At 68.8% G+C, this 17,882-nt stretch carries 13 protein-coding genes; 6 read left to right on the top strand and 7 right to left on the bottom strand.

Going from position 1 to position 17,882, the window contains the following annotated elements; all coding sequences use genetic code 11:
* Positions 1 to 21: 21 nt before the first annotated feature.
* Positions 22 to 3,324, bottom strand: a complete 3,303-nt coding sequence (locus tag ACZ7OI_RS23670; protein ID WP_470266670.1) for a glycosyltransferase — start codon at positions 3,322 to 3,324, stop codon at positions 22 to 24.
* Between the two features lie 456 nt (positions 3,325 to 3,780).
* Positions 3,781 to 4,104: a WhiB family transcriptional regulator gene (locus ACZ7OI_RS23675; RefSeq protein ID WP_037355639.1), complete on the bottom strand. Its 324-nt coding sequence runs from the start codon at positions 4,102 to 4,104 to the stop codon at positions 3,781 to 3,783.
* Between the two features lie 223 nt (positions 4,105 to 4,327).
* Between ACZ7OI_RS23675 and ACZ7OI_RS23680 the strand changes: the two genes are divergently transcribed.
* Positions 4,328 to 5,077: a site-2 protease family protein gene (locus ACZ7OI_RS23680; RefSeq protein ID WP_470266671.1), complete on the top strand. Its 750-nt coding sequence runs from the start codon at positions 4,328 to 4,330 to the stop codon at positions 5,075 to 5,077.
* 4 nt (positions 5,078 to 5,081) lie between these two features.
* On the opposite strand, the gene ACZ7OI_RS23685 is transcribed toward ACZ7OI_RS23680, so the two are convergent.
* From ACZ7OI_RS23685 to mshB, 3 genes are read right to left on the bottom strand one after another with little or no spacing between them, the layout of a single operon-like run.
* Complete coding sequence (locus ACZ7OI_RS23685; RefSeq protein ID WP_470266351.1) at positions 5,082 to 5,873, bottom strand: hypothetical protein; 792 nt, start codon at positions 5,871 to 5,873, stop codon at positions 5,082 to 5,084.
* Positions 5,866 to 6,228, bottom strand: a complete 363-nt coding sequence (locus ACZ7OI_RS23690; protein WP_470266672.1) for a hypothetical protein — start codon at positions 6,226 to 6,228, stop codon at positions 5,866 to 5,868. Before ACZ7OI_RS23690 ends, ACZ7OI_RS23685 begins: the two co-directional genes overlap by 8 nt.
* 44 nt (positions 6,229 to 6,272) lie before the next feature.
* Positions 6,273 to 7,100 (bottom strand): N-acetyl-1-D-myo-inositol-2-amino-2-deoxy-alpha-D-glucopyranoside deacetylase, encoded by an 828-nt coding sequence (gene mshB, locus ACZ7OI_RS23695; protein ID WP_470266352.1) that lies wholly within the window; start codon positions 7,098 to 7,100, stop codon positions 6,273 to 6,275.
* A gap of 657 nt (positions 7,101 to 7,757) precedes the next feature.
* On the opposite strand from mshB, the gene ACZ7OI_RS23700 reads away from it, so the two are divergent.
* From ACZ7OI_RS23700 to ACZ7OI_RS23720, 5 genes are all read left to right on the top strand, one after another.
* Positions 7,758 to 9,506, top strand: coding sequence for an ABC transporter family substrate-binding protein (locus ACZ7OI_RS23700; protein WP_470266353.1), 1,749 nt, complete (start codon positions 7,758 to 7,760; stop codon positions 9,504 to 9,506).
* A 188-nt stretch (positions 9,507 to 9,694) separates the two neighbouring features.
* Positions 9,695 to 10,675: an ABC transporter permease gene (locus ACZ7OI_RS23705; RefSeq protein WP_470266354.1), complete on the top strand. Its 981-nt coding sequence runs from the start codon at positions 9,695 to 9,697 to the stop codon at positions 10,673 to 10,675.
* Positions 10,668 to 11,627, top strand: coding sequence for an ABC transporter permease (locus tag ACZ7OI_RS23710; RefSeq protein ID WP_470266355.1), 960 nt, complete (start codon positions 10,668 to 10,670; stop codon positions 11,625 to 11,627). The genes ACZ7OI_RS23705 and ACZ7OI_RS23710 overlap by 8 nt, the downstream gene beginning before the upstream one ends.
* On the top strand, positions 11,624 to 12,721 hold the full coding sequence (locus tag ACZ7OI_RS23715; protein WP_470266356.1) for an ABC transporter ATP-binding protein: 1,098 nt from the start codon (positions 11,624 to 11,626) through the stop codon (positions 12,719 to 12,721). The genes ACZ7OI_RS23710 and ACZ7OI_RS23715 overlap by 4 nt, the downstream gene beginning before the upstream one ends.
* Complete coding sequence (locus ACZ7OI_RS23720; RefSeq protein WP_470266357.1) at positions 12,718 to 13,749, top strand: ABC transporter ATP-binding protein; 1,032 nt, start codon at positions 12,718 to 12,720, stop codon at positions 13,747 to 13,749. Before ACZ7OI_RS23715 ends, ACZ7OI_RS23720 begins: the two co-directional genes overlap by 4 nt.
* A 58-nt stretch (positions 13,750 to 13,807) precedes the next feature.
* On the opposite strand, the gene ACZ7OI_RS23725 is transcribed toward ACZ7OI_RS23720, so the two are convergent.
* A complete protein-coding gene (locus tag ACZ7OI_RS23725) occupies positions 13,808 to 15,538 on the bottom strand; it encodes an ABC transporter family substrate-binding protein (RefSeq protein ID WP_470266358.1) in 1,731 nt (576 codons plus the stop codon).
* A 216-nt stretch (positions 15,539 to 15,754) separates the two neighbouring features.
* On the bottom strand, positions 15,755 to 17,686 hold the full coding sequence (gene typA, locus ACZ7OI_RS23730; protein ID WP_470266359.1) for a translational GTPase TypA: 1,932 nt from the start codon (positions 17,684 to 17,686) through the stop codon (positions 15,755 to 15,757).
* Between the last annotated feature and the right edge of the window lie 196 nt (positions 17,687 to 17,882).

Raw genomic sequence — 17,882 nt, forward strand, 5'->3', positions numbered from 1 at the left:
CCCAGGCGACGAGCCGCCCCCTCACCCCCGCCTCCGAGACGGAATCGCCGTCAACGCCGTAAACAACACCGCCGCAAGCTGAACCAACAGCAACAACCCCCGCTCAGTCCCAGGAAAACTCACCGAGACTTCGGACGGCTGCGCCGGCACCGACACGGCAACCTGATGCCCCCAAGCAGGCACAATCGGCACAGCCTTCCCATTGACACTCGCCTGCCACCCAGCCTCCTGCTCAGCCGCCAGCACCAGCAACCGCCCAGTAGGCCCCTCCGACGCCCGCACCCGAACATCCGGCAACCGAGCAGCCACCGGCGAAATCCCCGGATTAGTCCCCGGCGCACCCCCACCGGTAACGGCCTGCTTAGCCAACTCCGGCGAAATCAACGCCACCACTCCAGCCTTGGGCAACAACCGCAACACCGGACGTCCATCCGCCATCGGCGCAGCCACCGCGGCAAAATCACTCACCGCCGCCGCAAACGCCCGAGCATCCGTCCCCGATGGCAACACCACGTACTGCACCCCAGAAGCCGCAGCAGCCGCGAACACCCGCTTGAGCGCCGCGACATCGCCCTGCCCCAGCCCCCGCCGCCACTCAGCCAACCGCTCCGGCGTCCCCTTGACCGGCGCAAGCTCGTCGTCCCCGAAGAGCGCCAACCGCCCCCCGGTCTGCCGAACCTGCCCAGAGCTCACGTCAAGCACCGACCGGCCGGTAGCCGCGACATCCGCAGCCACCTCAGGCGCAAGCTGCGGACGCGCCGCCGCCGTCAACGGCCCCTCGGACCCCGTCGCGACCGCACCGGCAGCCAACGCGGCCACCACCACAACCCCAGCCACCGCCAGCACCTTCGGCAACCAGGCAACAGGCATCGCCGAACCACCGCGCTGCCAAGTAGCCAGCACCGCCCACAACAGCCCAGCCCCGACCACCAGCAACGGCACCCCGGCATACCCCGACGCGGGCGCCCCGCCCTGCATCGGCGTCAGCTGCACCTGCCGAACCAAAACCACCCCGATCAGCCCCAGCACAGCCAGCGCCAACCCGCCGACGACCTGCTTCCGCGGCCGAACCACAAGCGCGACCAGCGTCGCCGCCAGCACCACGACCCCGATCGGCCACGCACCCGGCCCGCCCGGCGTCAGACCAGCGAGATCCGTAGCGGACGCCGGAGCGGCCGGACCGCCGAGACCTTGCAGCAGCAGTTCCGGATGCCGCAGCAGCACCGTCGGCCACGGCAGCAGCAAGACCAGCGGCAACAGCACCACGATCCCGACCGACGCCACCCGCCGGGCCAGCCCCGACGGCGCGGGCAGCACCACGAACCCGACCAACAGGCCCACCAGCGCAAGCCCATGCGCGAGCGGCGAAAACGCCCCGAGCAACGCGACACCGAACGCCGACAACGCCGAGACGTGCAACCACCGCGTGCCCGGCCGAGTCAGCAACCGGACGATCCCCGCGACCACAAGCGGCAACACGAGATGCACCACAACCACATCAAGCCGCCCCTGCGCGACCGACGCAGTAGCGGCGGGCAGCAACGCATACGTCGCCGCAACAGCAGCGCGCACCCAGCGACGCACGGCGAGCTTGCGCGTGGCGACATAAGCGCTGAGCGCCGCAAGCGGGATGTCGCCGATCAGCAAGATCGCCACCAGCGCGGCCGGACCGCCGATCGGGGCGAAGATCGCGCCGATCGTCCCGAGCACCGGCAGCGTCGCGGGAGCGGGCGCGCCGGTGCCGCCAGCGATCGAGTGCCACGGCGACAGGTACGTCGACCAGATCTCGCCGAGCCCGCCGACCGGCAGCAGCTGACCGCCCCACAGATCGAGGCCGAGCCGCCCGCGGTTGAGCACCAAAGCCAGCGCGGTGAGCAGAACGACCAGCACCACCGGCGGAGCGAAGACGGTCGCGGCGAGCACCCGTCGCCGGTTGACCTCCACGAACACCAGATCCGGTTCGGGCGCGGCCGGTTCCGGGCGGGGCGACGGCGACGGATGGGCCGCGGTCTCGTCTGCCGGTTCAGTGTCCTCTTCGGACACTGGCGCTTCGGGCAGCGTGACCGCGACGACCGTGCCCGGCCGGCGCAGCCCCCGGCCGCGAGTGCTCAGGCCGCGCAGGGCACCAGCAGGCAACGCGTCCGGCCCGACCGGACGCGCCCCGGACGCGGCGAGCGCCTCCGGCGGGATCCACGCGGACTCCTGCTCGACGCTGTCGGGCAGGGTTCCGAGCGCGACATCACTCTGTACCCCGCGCCGGACGAGTCCCACCACCCCGGCGCTGATTGCGTTGCGCAGCCTCGTGATCCGGCTCGTGAAGAGCCCGCGGACGGTGCCCGGCCTCGGCTGGTCGCGCCGCCGCGCACGGGCCGCGCGGAGATTTCCCTTGCCCCCGCACAAGTATCCGAGCGCGGCCAGTTCCGCGCCTGCCTCGGTGGTGCGCCGCAGCACGAAGAACACGAACGCGCGCAGCACCAGCATGACCGGCAGCCGGACGAGCCCGAACCAGAACGACGGGGCCGAGCAGTTCACCAGAAAGACGCGGAGGCCGTGCGCACGGTTGAGCGCGGCGAGCGGACGGCCGGCGGCGTCCGGAGTGCGTTGCCCGGTGGACAGGGCGCGGGCGTGCCGGACGCGCGCCGCGGGCACCGAGAGCACGAGCGAGCCGGCCGCGTTGGCGCGCCAGCCGAAGTCGAGATCCTCGCGCAGCAACGGGAAGTCCTCGTCGTAGCCGTCGAGGGTCTCCCAGAGTTCCCGCTGCACCAACGATCCGGCGCTCGGGACGGCGAGGACCTCGGTGGGTTCGCCGTCCGGCGCGGCCATCTGCTGACGGTGCCCCGAGGCGTCGGTGGACAGCCCGGCCTCGACGATCAGCCGCGGATCGGTCCAGTCGGTGCCGAGCGGGCCCAGCACCTTCGCGGACGGGTTTTCCTCCGCGGCTCGGACAAGCTGGTCGAGGCAGTCGGGTTCGGGGGCGCAGTCGTCGTGCAGCACCCACAGCCACGTTCCCGGGTCGCCCCACCGTTCCACCGCGTGCGCGACGGCCGCGGCGACCGCTTCCGCGAACCCGGTTTCACTCGTCAGAGTGACAACTCCGGACAGCACCGGTTCCTCGGCGGCCGCGCCCGGCTGTGCTGCGTCGGCGAGCAGTTTCGCGGTACGGTCGGTAGATCCGGTGTCCACGGCGAGCACGTGCCGCGGACGGACTGTGCTGCGCCGCAACGCGGAAAGCGCCAGCGGCAGCCATTCTTCGCCGTCGTGACAGACCACAATGGCCAGAACGGGCAACGTCCGCACAGCGGGCGGAACGACGGTGCGAGGCAAGAACGGCTCCTGCTCGGACGGGACGATGGGTGCGGTCACCCTACGGCCTGCGCCGACGCGCGGGCACCGGCCCACGCCGCGCGCCCGGCGGATCCCACCGCGTGGACGAACCGAGCACAAGAGAAATTCCGCGAGCGCCGAATCGCGCGCTCAAGGGAAGAACCGGCGGCCTCCGGTCCGGCCACGAGATCCGCGGCACTCCCGGGTTTCGGCGGCAGAAGACGAAGATCACAAAGAGAACCACGGCACAGCACGGGTTTTCCGGCCGCCGGGACGGCAGTTTTGCCCTCATGACAGCGATGGATCAGGCCGCGCGAATCCGGCGAATGTGCCCGGCGCCACCCCGGCGAGGACTCCCATCCCGCCGCGTCGCGCCGGCCGCAGCACTGCGTCGCCGCCATGACGGCGGCGGGGGCGCACCCCCGGTCCGCGTGGACCGGGGGAACCGAAACCCGTTTAGACGGCCCGTTTCTTCAGCTTGCGACGTTCCCGTTCGGACAGTCCGCCCCAGATGCCGAAGCGCTCGTCGTGCGCCAGCGCATACTCGAGACAGTCGTCCTTGACCTCGCAGCCAAGGCAAATCCGCTTGGCCTCGCGGGTCGAGCCGCCCTTCTCGGGGAAGAACGCCTCCGGGTCGGTCTGCGCGCACAGGGCGCGCTCCTGCCAGTCCTGCTCCTCGGGGACGTCGAAAAGGTCGGTCAGATCCCCGAGCTGCTGCTCCGGGTTCTCTCCCCAACCCACGACGTGCCCCCATTCCCTGTTGTCCGCTTCCAACCGCACGTCCGCCTCCTCGCTCCTACGCACTCCCCAGGCTGGCGGTGGTGAAACGACACCCGCTGCCCCCTCCGACAGCGAATGACATCACTGTGATTACACCTGTGTAGGTCGGCCAGGTCAAGCCGAGTAGCGAGTTCGGGGGATCTCTGTGCCCGGGTGCGCAAGGGGACACGCCGAAGACTTCACACCGGGCATACGGAAGACTGGTGGGGTGCAGAGATCAGCAGTGCGTCCGAGCCCGATCTTCCTCGGCATCCTCGCCGTAGCCGTCGCCGGTGGTTTCCTGGCTGCATACGGTGACTTCACGAATCTCCGCGACCCGATGCTGGTCGCCGGGGTCGTGCTGCTCGTTCTGGGCGGCTGGATGGCTTCGCTGACGCTCCACGAGTTCGGGCACGCCTTCGTCGCCTTCCGCGGCGGTGATCACGAGATCGCTCACAAGGGGTACCTCTCGCTGGACGTCCGGCGCTACGCCGACCCCGTCCTGTCCTTCGTGCTGCCGCTGATCTTCTTGCTGATCGGCGGCATCCCGCTTCCCGGCGGCGCGGTGTGGATCAACCGCGGCGCGCTGCGCAACCGAGCGACCGCGTCGTGGACCTCGCTGGCCGGCCCGCTCAGCAACCTCGCCGTCGGTGCCGCGCTGTGCCTGGCGACGATGCTGATCCCGATGGCGACCGGCCTCTACTTCGCGATGTCGTACCTCGCGCTGCTGCAGATGATGACGTTCGTGATCAACATCCTGCCGGTGCCGGGGCTGGACGGCTGGGGTGCGCTGGAGCCGTACCTCTCCCCGCAGGCGCGGGAGTTCGGCGCGCGGGTGCGGCCGTGGGCGCCGCTGGTGCTGTTCGCGCTGCTCTTCCTTTTCCGGCCGGTGTCGGATCTGCTCTGGAAGATCGCCGGGGCGATCTACGAACCGCTCGGCGGCAGCGCGAACGCGGCCGGCGCCGGGCAGCTCGCGTTCCTCTTCTGGCACTGAGGGCTCAGGCCCACTCCCGGTGGGCCATGAGCCAGGCGTGCGCGCGCTTCCAGACCTTTTTCAGTCCGGAGCGCTCGCCGAGGTAGTCGCCCGCCGCGCCGACCACCGGCAGCATCCCGAGTGCCCGGTGGAACCACCGGCCGCGCGGGCGCTTCTCGAGTTCGCCGGTGATCCCCCACAGCGACTTGCCGAGGTGCCAGAGGGTGGTCGCGACGGCTTTCGCTGTCACCTTGCCGTGTTTGCGATGGGATTCGTCGAGTTCCTCGGTGAGCCGCGCGGTCTCACTGTCCTCTGCGGACTGAGCGGACTTGTCGCGGCTGGCTCCCGCCGCGAGGTCGGCGTCGATGTCCCGTTCGAAAAGCACCGAGGCGATCAGCCGGACGCGGCTGCCGACGTCGGTCACGCCGTACTCCCCCGCGACCGCGCACAGCACCAACCCCTGCGAAGCGGCACCGAGGGTGTCCTGCACCGGCAGCCGGTCGGCGAGCGCTCCGCCGAGTCCGGGGATCGACGTCAGCAAAGACGTGAGCCGCCCGACGCGGTTGACCCACCAGCTCGCGCGCTGGTCGATGTCCATCGACGCCCACGCCGCGGTGCCCGGCACCTTCACCGACGTCAGCGCGTGGAGCATCTTCTTCTTGAACCCAGCGTCGGCGAATTCGTCCTCGCCGCGACGGGCACGCGCTTGCAGACCGAACGGATCGGATTCGCGCAGCGCGTCGAGCATCGGGGCGCAGGCCCGGACGAACGGGCGCAGAATCGCCACGACCTGACGGTCCGAAATGGCCTCAGACACGGGCACCTCCCTTCGCCGCGGCCCGGCCGAGCCCGCCGCCGAGAACGAGCGCGGCGGGCAGCGCGCTGGCGCCGAGCAGCAGCAGTGCGCGCCAGTCCTGGATGAGCACGACGTCGCCGCCCGGGCCGAACAAGCCGACCCCGAACACCACGAGTACCCACACCAAGAGCGGCACGAACGACAGCCCTGGCCGGACGAGCTTCGCCGCGGTCAGCACGAGCCACGGCGTGGTGACCGCTCCGACGAGCGCCGTGACCGGCATCGGCACCTCGCCGAGCGGGCCGAGCCGCAGCGGGAGGAAGAACAGTTCGAGCAGCGCCAGCACGACCGCGTCGAACGCCAGCAGCACCAGCATCAGCCACTGGTCGCGGGTGAGCGGGGCGAACGGAGCGGACACCGTCACCACCCGCCGAACAGATCGGTCTCGGCGCCGTGCGCGTCGCCGTGGGCGAGCACGAAGTATTCGGCGGACGGGATCGGCTGCGCGATGCTGTTGGTGAGCGCGAAGTGCGCGACGGCGCCGTCGACCACGGTCAGCTGGGTTTCGTGCGCGCGCAGTGCCGCCAGCTTCGCCTGCCGGTGCGCGGAGATGTCGACCACGGTGGTGATCTTGCCGTCCGGAGTGGACGGAAGCTCGTCGTCGGCGGCCACCCGGAACGGTGATGTTCCGTCGGCGCGCAGTTCGGCCAGCCCGGCGGTGAGCGCGGACTCGGACTGGACCACGTGAAAAACCCGCTCGACCGACGGGGCCTCCGGTGCCGCGGCCATGGTGATCTCGTGCGCGCGGATGTGGTCGGGATGGCCGTAGCCGCCGAAGGAGTCGTAGGTGACGACGACCTGGGGGGCGAAGTCGTCGATGAGTTCGCGCAGCTGAGCGGTCTGCTCCACCGCCGAACCGCCGGTGAATGCCCGCGGGTGCTCGGCGGCCGGCGTGCCCGCCATGCCCGAATCGCGCCACCGGCCGATGCCGCCGAGGTACTCGTGCCGGGCGAGACCGAGCGCGGCGGCCGCGGCGGCCATTTCCCCCGACCGGTATCCGCCGAGCTGGTCGGCCTCCGCCGCGACGAGGCGCGCGAGCCGCGGCGGGACGATTTCGCCCTCTTCGCCGAGCGTGCAGGTCACGACGCACACCTCGGCGCCTTCGGCCGCATAACGCGCGATGACCCCGCCGGTGGCGATGCTTTCGTCGTCCGGGTGCGCGTGGACCAGCAGCAGCTTCCGCTTCACGCCCTCAGGTTAGTGACCGTCGCGCCCGCACCCGGGACGCCGACCCCCGGCGCGGCGTTCCGGGAACGGAATCCGCAGCGTGCACGGGAAAATGCACCGGCATCCCACTAAGTCGGACCAGCGTCCCGGACCGTGGGCGTTCCCTTCCGCGGAACGTTCCGCGGTTCGGAATGCGCGGGCAAGGACGCAAGATGCTCGGAACACCCACCGAGCACCCGCCTCCGTCCGGACAGTCCTGCCCGCGCCCGGCGGCGGGCGCATTGTTTCGTTTCACGAGATCGGACCAATTTCTTGTCACTTCGGGTTCGTCGCGGCCGTGCGACTACTCCATTAGCTGGGGTACCGCACACGAAACGGGGCGGTTATTGTCCGCCGGGCCAGTCGGCCCGCTGGACCGAACTGCCACCCGAACTGGTTCCGAATTTCCGTGATCAACTACTAACCGTAGTCGATCGGACGCGGAAACCACGGTGCAACCAGGGGGTGCGAGATATCTGTTCCGCAACGATCTCACTGAGAGTGTCCGGATCGATAGGTTTGCCGTCTGTCCAATGCCTAAGTTTCACGGCTACGGTGAGCAACGCGATACCGATCGGTGCTTGCGCGTCAGGAAGAGCCGCCTCGCAAACCCGCGACGGCGTCGAGCAAGGAGAATGAATGTTAGTGACGACTAGGTCGCGCGCCGCGAAACTCGGCGCGTTCGTCGCGGGCGCGGCCCTTCTGCTCTCCGCATGCGGTGGTGGCGGAGGCGGCAACAGCGCGGTGCAGACCGGGCAGGCATTCGCCGACTGCGACAAGAACCCGAACAGCTGCAACACGGCGCAGGCCGATCAGCTGACCCAGGGCGGCGACGTCACCTACGCCATCGAGAAGAACGTCCCGAACTGGAACGTCATCTCGGCCGAGGGCAACGTCTTCGAAACCGGCGAGGTCACCAAGGGCCTGCTGCCCTACACCTTCTACGCGACCCCCGACCTCAAGCCGGTCCTGAACAAGGACTTCGTCGAGTCGGCCGAGGTCACGAGCACCAGCCCGCAGACGGTGGTCTACAAGATCAACCCGAAGGCGACCTGGTCGGACGGCACGCCGTTCTCCGCCGACGACTTCATCTACAACTACAAGGTCCAGAACGGCAAGGACTGCGCCGACTGCGCCGCGGCCAGCACCGCGGGCTACGACCAGGTCAAGTCCGTCACCGGTTCCGACGGCGGCAAGACCGTGACGGTCGTGTTCGACAAGCCGTTCACCGACTGGAAGCTGCTGTGGAGCTCCGGCGGCGCGATGTACCCCGCGCACCTGGCCAAGCAGCACGGCGACACCAACACCCCGGCCGGCCTCGCGTCGTCCTTCAAGTGGTTCGGCACGACCGTCCCGACCTGGTCCGGCGGCCCGTGGAAGATCTCGAAGTTCGTCAACAACCAGTCGGTCACCGAGGTCCCGAACGAGAAGTACTGGGGCGAGAAGCCGAAGCTGAACAGCGTCATCTTCCGCGTCATCACCGACGCGACGCAGGAGCCGACCGCCCTGCAGAACAACGAGGTGCAGGTCATCTACCCGCAGCCGCAGGTCGACCTCATCAACCAGGTCAAGAACATGCCGAACATCTCCTCGTTCATCGGCCTCGGCCTGACCTGGGAGCACTTCGACTTCAACCTGAAGAACCCGGCGCTGTCCCAGAAGCCGCTGCGCCAGGCACTGTTCACCGCGGTCAACCGCAAGGACATGATCGCCAAGACCGTCGGCCAGTTCACCAACAAGGTCGAGCCGCTCAACAACCACAACTTCGTGCCGCAGCAGACCGGCTACAAGGACACGGTGAGCTCGACCGGCCAGGGTTCCGGTGACATCGAGAAGGCCAAGAAGATCCTGACCGACGCGGGCTACAAGCTGGCCAACAACCAGCTGACGGACCCGAGCGGCAAGGCCGTTCCCGAGCTGCGCATCCGCTACACCGTCGGCAACCAGATCCGGCAGAACGAGTGCGAGCTGTTCGCGCAGACCGCTGCCCAGCTGGGCGTCAAGGTGAAGGTCCAGTCCACCGACGACCTCGGCCAGACCACCACCAGCGGCGACTACGACGTCATCGTGTTCGCCTGGGTCGCGTCGCCGTTCCCGTTCGGCGGCGCCATCCAGAACTGGGGCACCGGGCAGGGCAACAACTACGGCAAGTACAGCAGCCCGCAGGTCGACAGCCTGATGGCGCAGGCCAACGCCGAGACCGACCAGACCAAGGCGGCGGACCTGCTCAACCAGGCCGACCAGGTCATGTCGAGCGACGCGTACGTGCTTCCGCTGTACCAGAAGCCGACCTTCATCGCCTCGTCGGACAAGATCGCGAACATCCGCAACAACTCGACCCTCGACGGGCCGGTGTACAACATGGCGGAGTGGGGCATCCGGAAGTGATCAACGACCGGTAGATTCCCGCGGGACACCCGGTGAAGGGCCGGCCGAAGCTGCCGGCCCTTCACCGTATCCGCGAACGAGTGCCCTTTTAGTTCCCGAACACCACGATTGCCCCGTTTCGTCGCCAAGGCCCTGCCACCACGAGCGGCGGGCGCCGGCAGAACACCGTCCAGAGCAGGAAGACCTCCATGCTTGCCTTCGCACTGCGCCGGCTTTTCGTCTCGGTGCCGATCCTCATCGTGTCGACGTTCGTCGTCTTCGTGATGGTGTCGCTCTCGGCCAACCCGTTGACCCCGCTGATCGCGAGAAACCCGCCGCCGCCCCCTCGCACCATCGAACTCGAACGCATCCGGCTGCATCTCGACCAGCCGATTCTCGAGCGATACTGGCACTGGATCACCGGCGTGCTGCACGGTGATTTCGGCCCCTCGGTCCAGTCCACCATGAACATCGGCAGCGAGGTGTTCGGCCGCTTCGGCGTGACGCTCCGGCTGATCGTGCTCGCCATGGTGGTGGCTCTGATCCTCGCCGTGCTGATCGGCGTGATCAGCGCGTCGCGGCAGTACTCCAAGTTCGACTACACCGCGACCTTCTTCGGCTTCCTCTTCCTGTCGATGCCGTCGTTCTGGTTCGCGCTGGTGCTGAAGCAGGTCGGCATCTCGATCAACACGACGGTCGGCGACCAGGTCTTCTACACCATCGGTTCCTCGTCGGTGGTCGCCGCGGGCGGGTTCTGGACCCAGTTCGGCGACGTGCTCGGCCACCTGATCCTGCCGACGATCTCGCTCGCGCTGACCAGTTACGCGGCCTGGAGCCGGTACCAGCGCGCCTCGATGCTCGAGGTGCTCAACAGCGATTACGTCCGCCTCGCGAGGGCCAAGGGCCTGCCGCGCTGGACCGTGACGCGCAAGCACGCGCTGCGCAACGCGCTGATCCCGCTGACCACGGTGACCGCACTCGACATCGGTTCGATCCTCGGCGGCGCCGTCGTGACCGAGACCGTGTTCCAATGGCAAGGCGCGGGCGCTTTCCTGCTGGACGCGATCAAGCGAAGCGACGTGTACGCGGTGGAGGCGTGGCTTCTCATCGCGGCCACGTTCATCATCCTGCTCAACTTGGTCGCCGATCTGCTCTACGGCCTGCTCGACCCGAGGATTCGCTATGCCTAACGACGCAATCCCCACTCCGCCCACCACGCTGGGCAGCTCTCGGTTCGCTCCGGGCGATCCGCAGACCCCGAAGGGCGCGCCGGAGCGCGAGTTCACGGTCAAGGAACGCAGCCAGGCGCAACTGGTCTTCCGGCGGTTCCTTCAGCACCGGCTCGCGATGATCAGCCTCGTCGTGTTCGTGCTGATCATCCTGTTCGCCTACGTGGGCGCGGCGATCTGGAAGTACGACGCGGGCACCATCACCGAGCAGAACTCGGCCCCGCCCTCGGGCGACCACCCGTTCGGCACCGACGCCGTCGGCCACGACACCCTCGCGCAGGTGATGCGCGGGACGCAGATCTCGCTGCAGATCTCGATCCTCGTCGCGATCTTCGCGACCGTCGTGGGCACGGTGTGGGGCGCGGTCGCCGGTTATTACCGCGGCTGGCTCGACACGGTCCTGATGCGCATCGCCGACCTCGTGCTCACGCTGCCGCTGCTCGCGGTGGCCGCGGTGCTCGGCCACCAGTCCGGCGGTTCGTGGTGGCTGATCGCGGTCGTCATCGGCGGTCTCTACTGGGCGTACGTGTCCCGGGTGGCTCGCGGCGTCGTGCTTTCCCTGCGCGAGAAGGAGTTCGTCGAGGCGTCGAAGGCGCTCGGCGCGAGCGACAGCCGGATCATCTTCCGGCACCTGGTGCCCAACGCGCTCGGCGCGATCATCGTCAACCTGACGATCCTCGTGTCGATCGCCATCCTGCTCGAGACGGCGCTGTCGTTCCTCGGCTTCGGCGTGCAGCCGCCGGACACCTCGCTCGGCCTCCTGGTGAGCAGCGCGCAGACCGCGATCGACACGCGGCCGTGGCTGTTCTACTTCCCGGGCATTTTCATCATCCTGATCGCACTGACGATCAACTTCATCGGGGACGGCCTGCGGGACGCGTTCGACCCCCAGCAGACGAAGGTGCGCGCATGACCCAGAACGTCTCCGACGGACGCGGCGGCGATCCCGTCCTCGTCGTTGAGGACCTGACCGTGCAGTTCCCGACCGGGGAGGGCGTGGTCAGCGCCGTCCGCGGCGTGAACTACCAGCTTCGCCGCGGCGAGGTGCTCGGCATCGTCGGCGAATCCGGCTCCGGAAAATCGGTGACCTCGCTCGCGGTGATGGGCCTGCTGCCGAAGACCGCGAAGGTGTCCGGCTCGATCCGGTTCGGCGGGAAAGACCTGCTGAAGTGCAACGAGAAGGAACTGAACAAGGTCCGCGGCAAGGGCATCGCGATGGTCTTCCAGGACCCGATGACGTCGCTGAACCCGGTGTACACCGTGGGCGACCAGATCGCCGAGGCGATCACCGCGCACCACGACGTGCGCAGGGACGTCGCGAAGAAGCAGGCGATCGAACTGCTCGACCTGGTCCGCATCCCGAACCCGAAGCAGCGCGCGGACGAGTACCCGCACCAGCTGTCCGGCGGCATGCGCCAGCGCGTCGTGATCGCGATCGCGATGGCCAACAACCCGGACGTGATCATCGCGGACGAGCCGACCACCGCGCTCGACGTGACGGTGCAGGCGCAGATCCTCGAGGCACTGCAGGCCGCGCAGAAGGAAACCGGCGCGGCGATGGTGCTGATCACGCACGACCTCGGCGTGATCGCCGGCCAGGCCGACCGGGTGCACGTGATGTACGCGGGCAAGGTCGTCGAGTCCGGCACGGTCGACGACATCTTCTACAACCCGCGGATGCCCTACACGCTGGGCCTGCTCGGCAGCCTGCCGCGGCTGGACGTGAAGACCGAACGGCTCACGCCGATCACCGGTTCGCCGCCCGCCACGCAGAACATGCCGCCGGGCTGCCCGTTCAGCCCGCGCTGCCCGCTGTCGCAGCCGATCTGCGACGAAGAGGAACCTGAACTCGTCGCGGGTCCGAACGGCCAGCACGCGGCCTGTCACTTCACCGAGCAGGTCGTCGGGAAGGACCCGGCCGAGCTGTTCAGCCCCACCGCGGCCGACACGGCAGCCGTCCCGGTCGCCGTGGACGCCGTCGCGACCGACACGGAGACGAACCGATGAGCGAGACCACGACGGGGCAGGAGCCCGTCCTCTCCGCGCAGAACCTGGTGAAGCACTTCCCGATCCGCGGCGGCGGCCTGATCCGCCGCGTTTCGGGCGCGGTGCAGGCCGTGTCGGACGTGTCGTTCGACATCTACCCGCACGAAACGCTCGCGCTCGTCGGCGAATCCGGCTGCGGCAAGTCGACCACCGCCCGGATCGCGCTGGCACTGCAGCCGCTCACCAGCGGCAAGGTGACCTACGAGGGCAAGGACCTCGCGACGATGGGCAAGCGCGAACTGCAGCGGCTGCGGCGCAGCATGCAGATCGTGTTCCAGGACCCGTACGCCTCGGTCGACCCGCGGCTGCCGGTGAACGAGATCATCGCCGAACCGCTGCGCATCCACGGGCTGTACGAGAACGGCGGCAAGCAGCAGGTCCGCGACCTGATGAAGACCGTCGGCCTGCGGCCCGAGCACGGCAACCGGTTCCCGCACGAGTTCTCCGGCGGTCAGCGCCAGCGCATCGGCATCGCCCGCGCGCTCGCACTGAAGCCGAAGGTGCTCGTGCTGGACGAGCCGGTGTCCGCGCTGGACGTGTCGATCCAGGCCGGCGTGCTCAACCTGCTGAAGGACCTGCAGGCGGAGCTCGGGCTGTCGTACCTGTTCGTCTCGCACGACCTTTCGGTGGTGCGGCACGTGGCGGACCGGATCGCGGTGATGTACCTCGGCAAGATCGTGGAGACCGCGCCGTCGGAGGAGCTGTTCGAGACTCCGGCGCATCCGTACACGCAGGCGTTGATCTCGGCGATTCCGGTGCCGGACCCGCGCAAGGAGCGGACGCGCCAGCGGATCGTGATCACCGGTGACGTGCCCAGCCCGGCCAACCCGCCGTCGGGCTGCCGGTTCCGCACCCGGTGCCCGAAGTTCGCGAACCAGTTGGACGACGCCGGTCGCGAGAAGTGCAAGACCGAGGAACCCGCCTTGGTGGACCGCGGCCACGCGCATCCGGTGGCCTGCCACTTCGCGGAAAGCCTGCAGCTGATCTGACGCACTGTACGAAAAGGGCCTCGCACTTCACCGTGCGAGGCCCTTTTCCTATGTCGGATCAGGTGGCACCGCGGGTCCAGTTCACCGCGGAGCCGAAGGGGCCCTGCATCGGCGGACCAGGCGTCAGGCCGGAGATTCCCTTGCCCACAGCCAAAGTCTCGGCTTCCTGGAACAACGGGATCACGACGTTCTGGGACCACAGCTGCGGTTCCAGCGTCTTGAGCGAGTCGGCGACGGTCGCCGAACCGGTGATGGCCGAATCGATCGTCGCTTGCAGACCCTGGTCGCACAGCCCTGCCGGATTGGCTGGCACCACAGGCTTCGCCTTGTCCGCAGGCGTCGGTTCGGGGGCACAGCCGTAGCTGGACGCCAGGACCGTCGCCGGGTCGCCGCCTACTGGCTGGCCCACTACCGCGATGTCGACGCCCACCGTGCTGTTCGAATCCGGGCTCGCCTGTTGTTTTCCGTTCACCACCGGCATCGCCAGCAGGGACGAATACAGATCGCGCGGCTGCGGTTTGATCTGGTTGACCTCGATGCCGCCCGCGACCAGCTCCGACGCCAGTTCCTTCGCGATCGACGCGTAGGGCTCCTGTTCACCGGGCGACGCGAGCACGATCGAGAGCGTCTTGTTCCCTTTGCGCCACACGCCGGCTTCTTTCTTGTACCCAGCGGCGGTGAAGTACTGCTCAGCCTTGGTCGCGTCCGGGGCCGACGGCGGGCCAGCCGGAATGGTGGCCGCGTAACCCTTTGCCGAGGGCGGCAGAACCTGCGCGTCCGCCTTCAGCGTCGCGGACGGACCGCCCTTCGCCCCGGCGGAGATCAGCTTTCCGCGGTCCAGCAGGGAGGCGATGCCCGCGCGAACCTGAGGTTCGGACAGCGTCGCGCTGACCGGGCGCAGCAGCACCGAAGCGGTCAGCGGACGGGGCACGGTGTGCAACTGGACGGCCGAGCCCAGGTCGTTCAGCAGCTGCAGGCCGGTGGAATCGGTGTGGGTCAAGGAGAATTGGTCGTTGCCGCTGCGCAGTGCGGTCGCGATGCCCGAGGCGTCGGAGCGGCGCAGGATCAGCGTGTCGACCGCGGCCGGCTTCTCCCAGTACCGGTCGTTGCGCTGGAGGGTCGCTTCGCCGCGGGCGGTGTCGATCGTTTTGATCGCGAACGGTCCGGCTACCGCGGGGAAGCTCGTCGCGAGCGCGTTCGTCCAGCCGCCGGGCGAGTCTTTGAGCAGGTGCTGCGGCAGCAGATTGTCGAACAGCGTCTGCCAGGCCGGGTACGGCTTGCTGAAGGTGACCTCGACGCCCTTGCCGCCGTCGCGGGATTCGATGTCCGAGATCAGCCGGTAGCCCGCCGGGTCGATCACGCCGGGGTTGGTCTTCATCGCGTTGGCGAGGTAGATGAAGTCCTCGGTGGCGATCGGGGCTCCGTCGGACCACGAGGCGTCCGGGCGGATCACGTACTTCACCGTGAACGGCACCTGCGAGACGACCTCGGCCGAGACCATCAGCGTCTTGTCGAGCGTGCGCGTGCCGTCGTCGGACTGCCGGAACACCGAGGGCAGCAGCAGTTGCGACAGAGCGGTGGTGATCGTGGACGCGTCCGCGATGCTGTGCGGGTTGTAGCCGCCGACGACGTCGTCCACGCCGACCACGATCTGCGACTGCGCCGCCGCGCTGGTCGTGCTCGACGGCGGGGCCGACGTGACCACCGGGGGCGGCGGGGTGTTCGAACACGCGGCGAGCAGTACTCCCGCCAGCGCGAGCACCGGCGCAAGCCGGCGTCCGAATCGCACGCTCGTCCTCCTGAAAGTTCCCGCCGCGCTCCGTGGTCCGAGCGGACATGCTGTCACGCCAGGGCGGGGGCCGGCATCGAGATTCCCACATCGGCCGCCTCTCCGTGACATCGGAGGGGATACCGCCATAAGAGTGGACGCACGAACCGCTGCCGGGGTTCACGCGAAAGGGCGCCTCCCGGGAACGGGAGGCGCCCTTTTTCACCTTCGCGAGGTTCAGCTGTTGTTGTCGCGGCTCTTGGCCCGCGAGCGCTCCTTGGCGCGGGTGTTGATGTCGAGCGTGACCTTGCGGACCCGCACGACCTCCGGCGCGACCTCGACGCATTCGTCGCTCGCGCAGAACTCCAGCGCCTCTTCGAGGCTGAGCTTGCGCGGGCGGGCCAGCGTCTCCATCACGTCGGCCGAGGACTGCCGCATGTTGGTGAGCTTCTTTTCCTTGGTGATGTTGATGTCGAGGTCCTCGAACCGCGGGTTCTCGCCCACGACCATGCCCTCGTACACCTCCGCGCCGGGCTCGACGAAGAACGTGCCGCGGTCGGCGAGCTGGATCATCGCGTACGCGGTGATCGGGCCCGAACGGTCGGCGACCAAGGAGCCGCTGTGCCGGGTGCGGATCTCGCCCGCCCACGGGAAGTAGCCCTCGAACACGTGGTTCGCGATGCCGGTGCCGCGGGTTTCGGTGAGGAAGTCGGTGCGGAAGCCGATGAGGCCGCGCGAGGGCAGCACGTAGACCAGCTTGATCCGGCCGGTGCCGTTGCCGCTCATGTCCTCCATGCGGCCCTTGCGGGACGCGAGCAGCTGCGTGATCGCGCCGAGGTGCTCCTCGGGCGAGTCGATGTAGAGGCGCTCGAACGGCTCGTGCAGCTTGCCGTCGATCGTGCGCAGCACCACCTGCGGCTTGCCGACGGTCAGCTCGAAGCCCTCGCGGCGCATCTGCTCGACCAGGATGGCCAGCGCCAGCTCGCCGCGGCCCTGCACCTCCCAGGTGTCCGGGCGCTCGGTCGGCAGGACGCGGATCGAGACGTTGCCGATCAGCTCCTGGTCGAGACGGGCCTTGACCAGCCGCGCGGTGACCTTGTCGCCGCCGTTGCGCCCGGCCAGCGGCGAGGTGTTGACGCCGATGGTCATCGAGATGGCGGGCTCGTCCACGGTGATCCGGGGCAGCGCGACCGGGTTCTCCGCGTCGGCGAGGGTGTCGCCGATGGTGATGTCCGGGATGCCCGCGATCGCGACGAGTTCGCCGGCGCTGGCCTCGGACGCCGGGACGCGGGTGAGCGCCTCGGTGACGAGCAGCTCCGAGATCCGGACGTTCTGCACGGTGCCGTCCTCGCGCATCCAGGCCACGGTCTGGCCCTTGCGCAGCTTGCCGGCGTGGATGCGGATCAGCGCGATGCGGCCGAGGAAGTTCGACGCGTCGAGGTTGGTGACCAGCGCCTGCAGCGGGGCGTCCAGGTCCGCGGCCGGGGCCGGGACGTGCTGGAGCAGGGTCTCGAACAGCGGGTCGAGGCTTTCGCTGTCGGGAAGACCGCCGTCCTCGGGCTGCTCCAGCGACGCCTTGCCGGCACGCGCGGAGGCGTAGACGACGGGGAGGTCGAGGATCGCGTCGAGGTCGGCGTCCTCGATGTCGCCCGCCAGGTCGAGCAGCAGGTCGTGGGTCTCCTCGACGACCTCGGAGATCCGGGCGTCCGGCCGGTCGACCTTGTTGACCAGCAGGATCACCGGCAGCTTCGCCTCGAGCGTCTTGCGCAGCACGAAGCGGGTCTGCGGCAGCGGGCCCTCGCTGGCGTCGACCAGCAGCACGACGCCGTCGACCATGGAGAGGCCGCGCTCGACCTCGCCGCCGAAGTCGGCGTGGCCCGGGGTGTCGATCACGTTGATGGTGACCGTGCCGTCGGCGGTCTGGCGGTGGATGGAGGTGTTCTTCGCGAGAATGGTGATGCCCTTTTCCCGCTCGAGCTCACCGGAGTCCATCACGCGGTCGACCAGCTCGGCGCGTTCGGCGAAGGCGCCGGACTGGCGGAGCATGGCGTCGACCAGGGTCGTCTTGCCGTGGTCGACGTGGGCGACGATCGCGACGTTGCGCAGGTCGGGCCGGGTCTTGCCGGACGCGCGGCCGGTTTCGACCGCGGTGGCGCTGGCTGCGGGCACGCGAAGACTCCTGAACTTCGAAGAATAAGGCGGGTGGCACCGCGCGGCGGGCGGGATGACGGGCACCGGACACAGCGACCGGCTCTCGCTGACCGGCTTTGGCCACACGCGGACTTCAATCAGGATACCTGTTGGGTTGGTGTGAGGAGCGCCACGCCCTATGATCGGTTAGGCTCACCTAATCTCGTGGTGTCTC

It is taken from the genome of Amycolatopsis sp. NPDC114503, assembly GCF_055633655.1.

Excerpts from the sequence above, each read along its gene's own strand:
- ACZ7OI_RS23710 (WP_470266355.1), top strand. The coding sequence starts at position 10,668 with ATGCCTAACGACGCAATCCCCACTCCGCCCACCACGCTGGGCAGCTCT.
- ACZ7OI_RS23700 (WP_470266353.1), top strand. The coding sequence starts at position 7,758 with ATGTTAGTGACGACTAGGTCGCGCGCCGCGAAACTCGGCGCGTTCGTC.
- ACZ7OI_RS23715 (WP_470266356.1), top strand. The coding sequence starts at position 11,624 with ATGACCCAGAACGTCTCCGACGGACGCGGCGGCGATCCCGTCCTCGTC.
- ACZ7OI_RS23720 (WP_470266357.1), top strand. The coding sequence starts at position 12,718 with ATGAGCGAGACCACGACGGGGCAGGAGCCCGTCCTCTCCGCGCAGAAC.
- ACZ7OI_RS23705 (WP_470266354.1), top strand. The coding sequence starts at position 9,695 with ATGCTTGCCTTCGCACTGCGCCGGCTTTTCGTCTCGGTGCCGATCCTC.
- ACZ7OI_RS23690 (WP_470266672.1), bottom strand. The coding sequence starts at position 6,228 with ATGCTGGTGCTGCTGGCGTTCGACGCGGTCGTGCTGGCGCTGCTCGAA.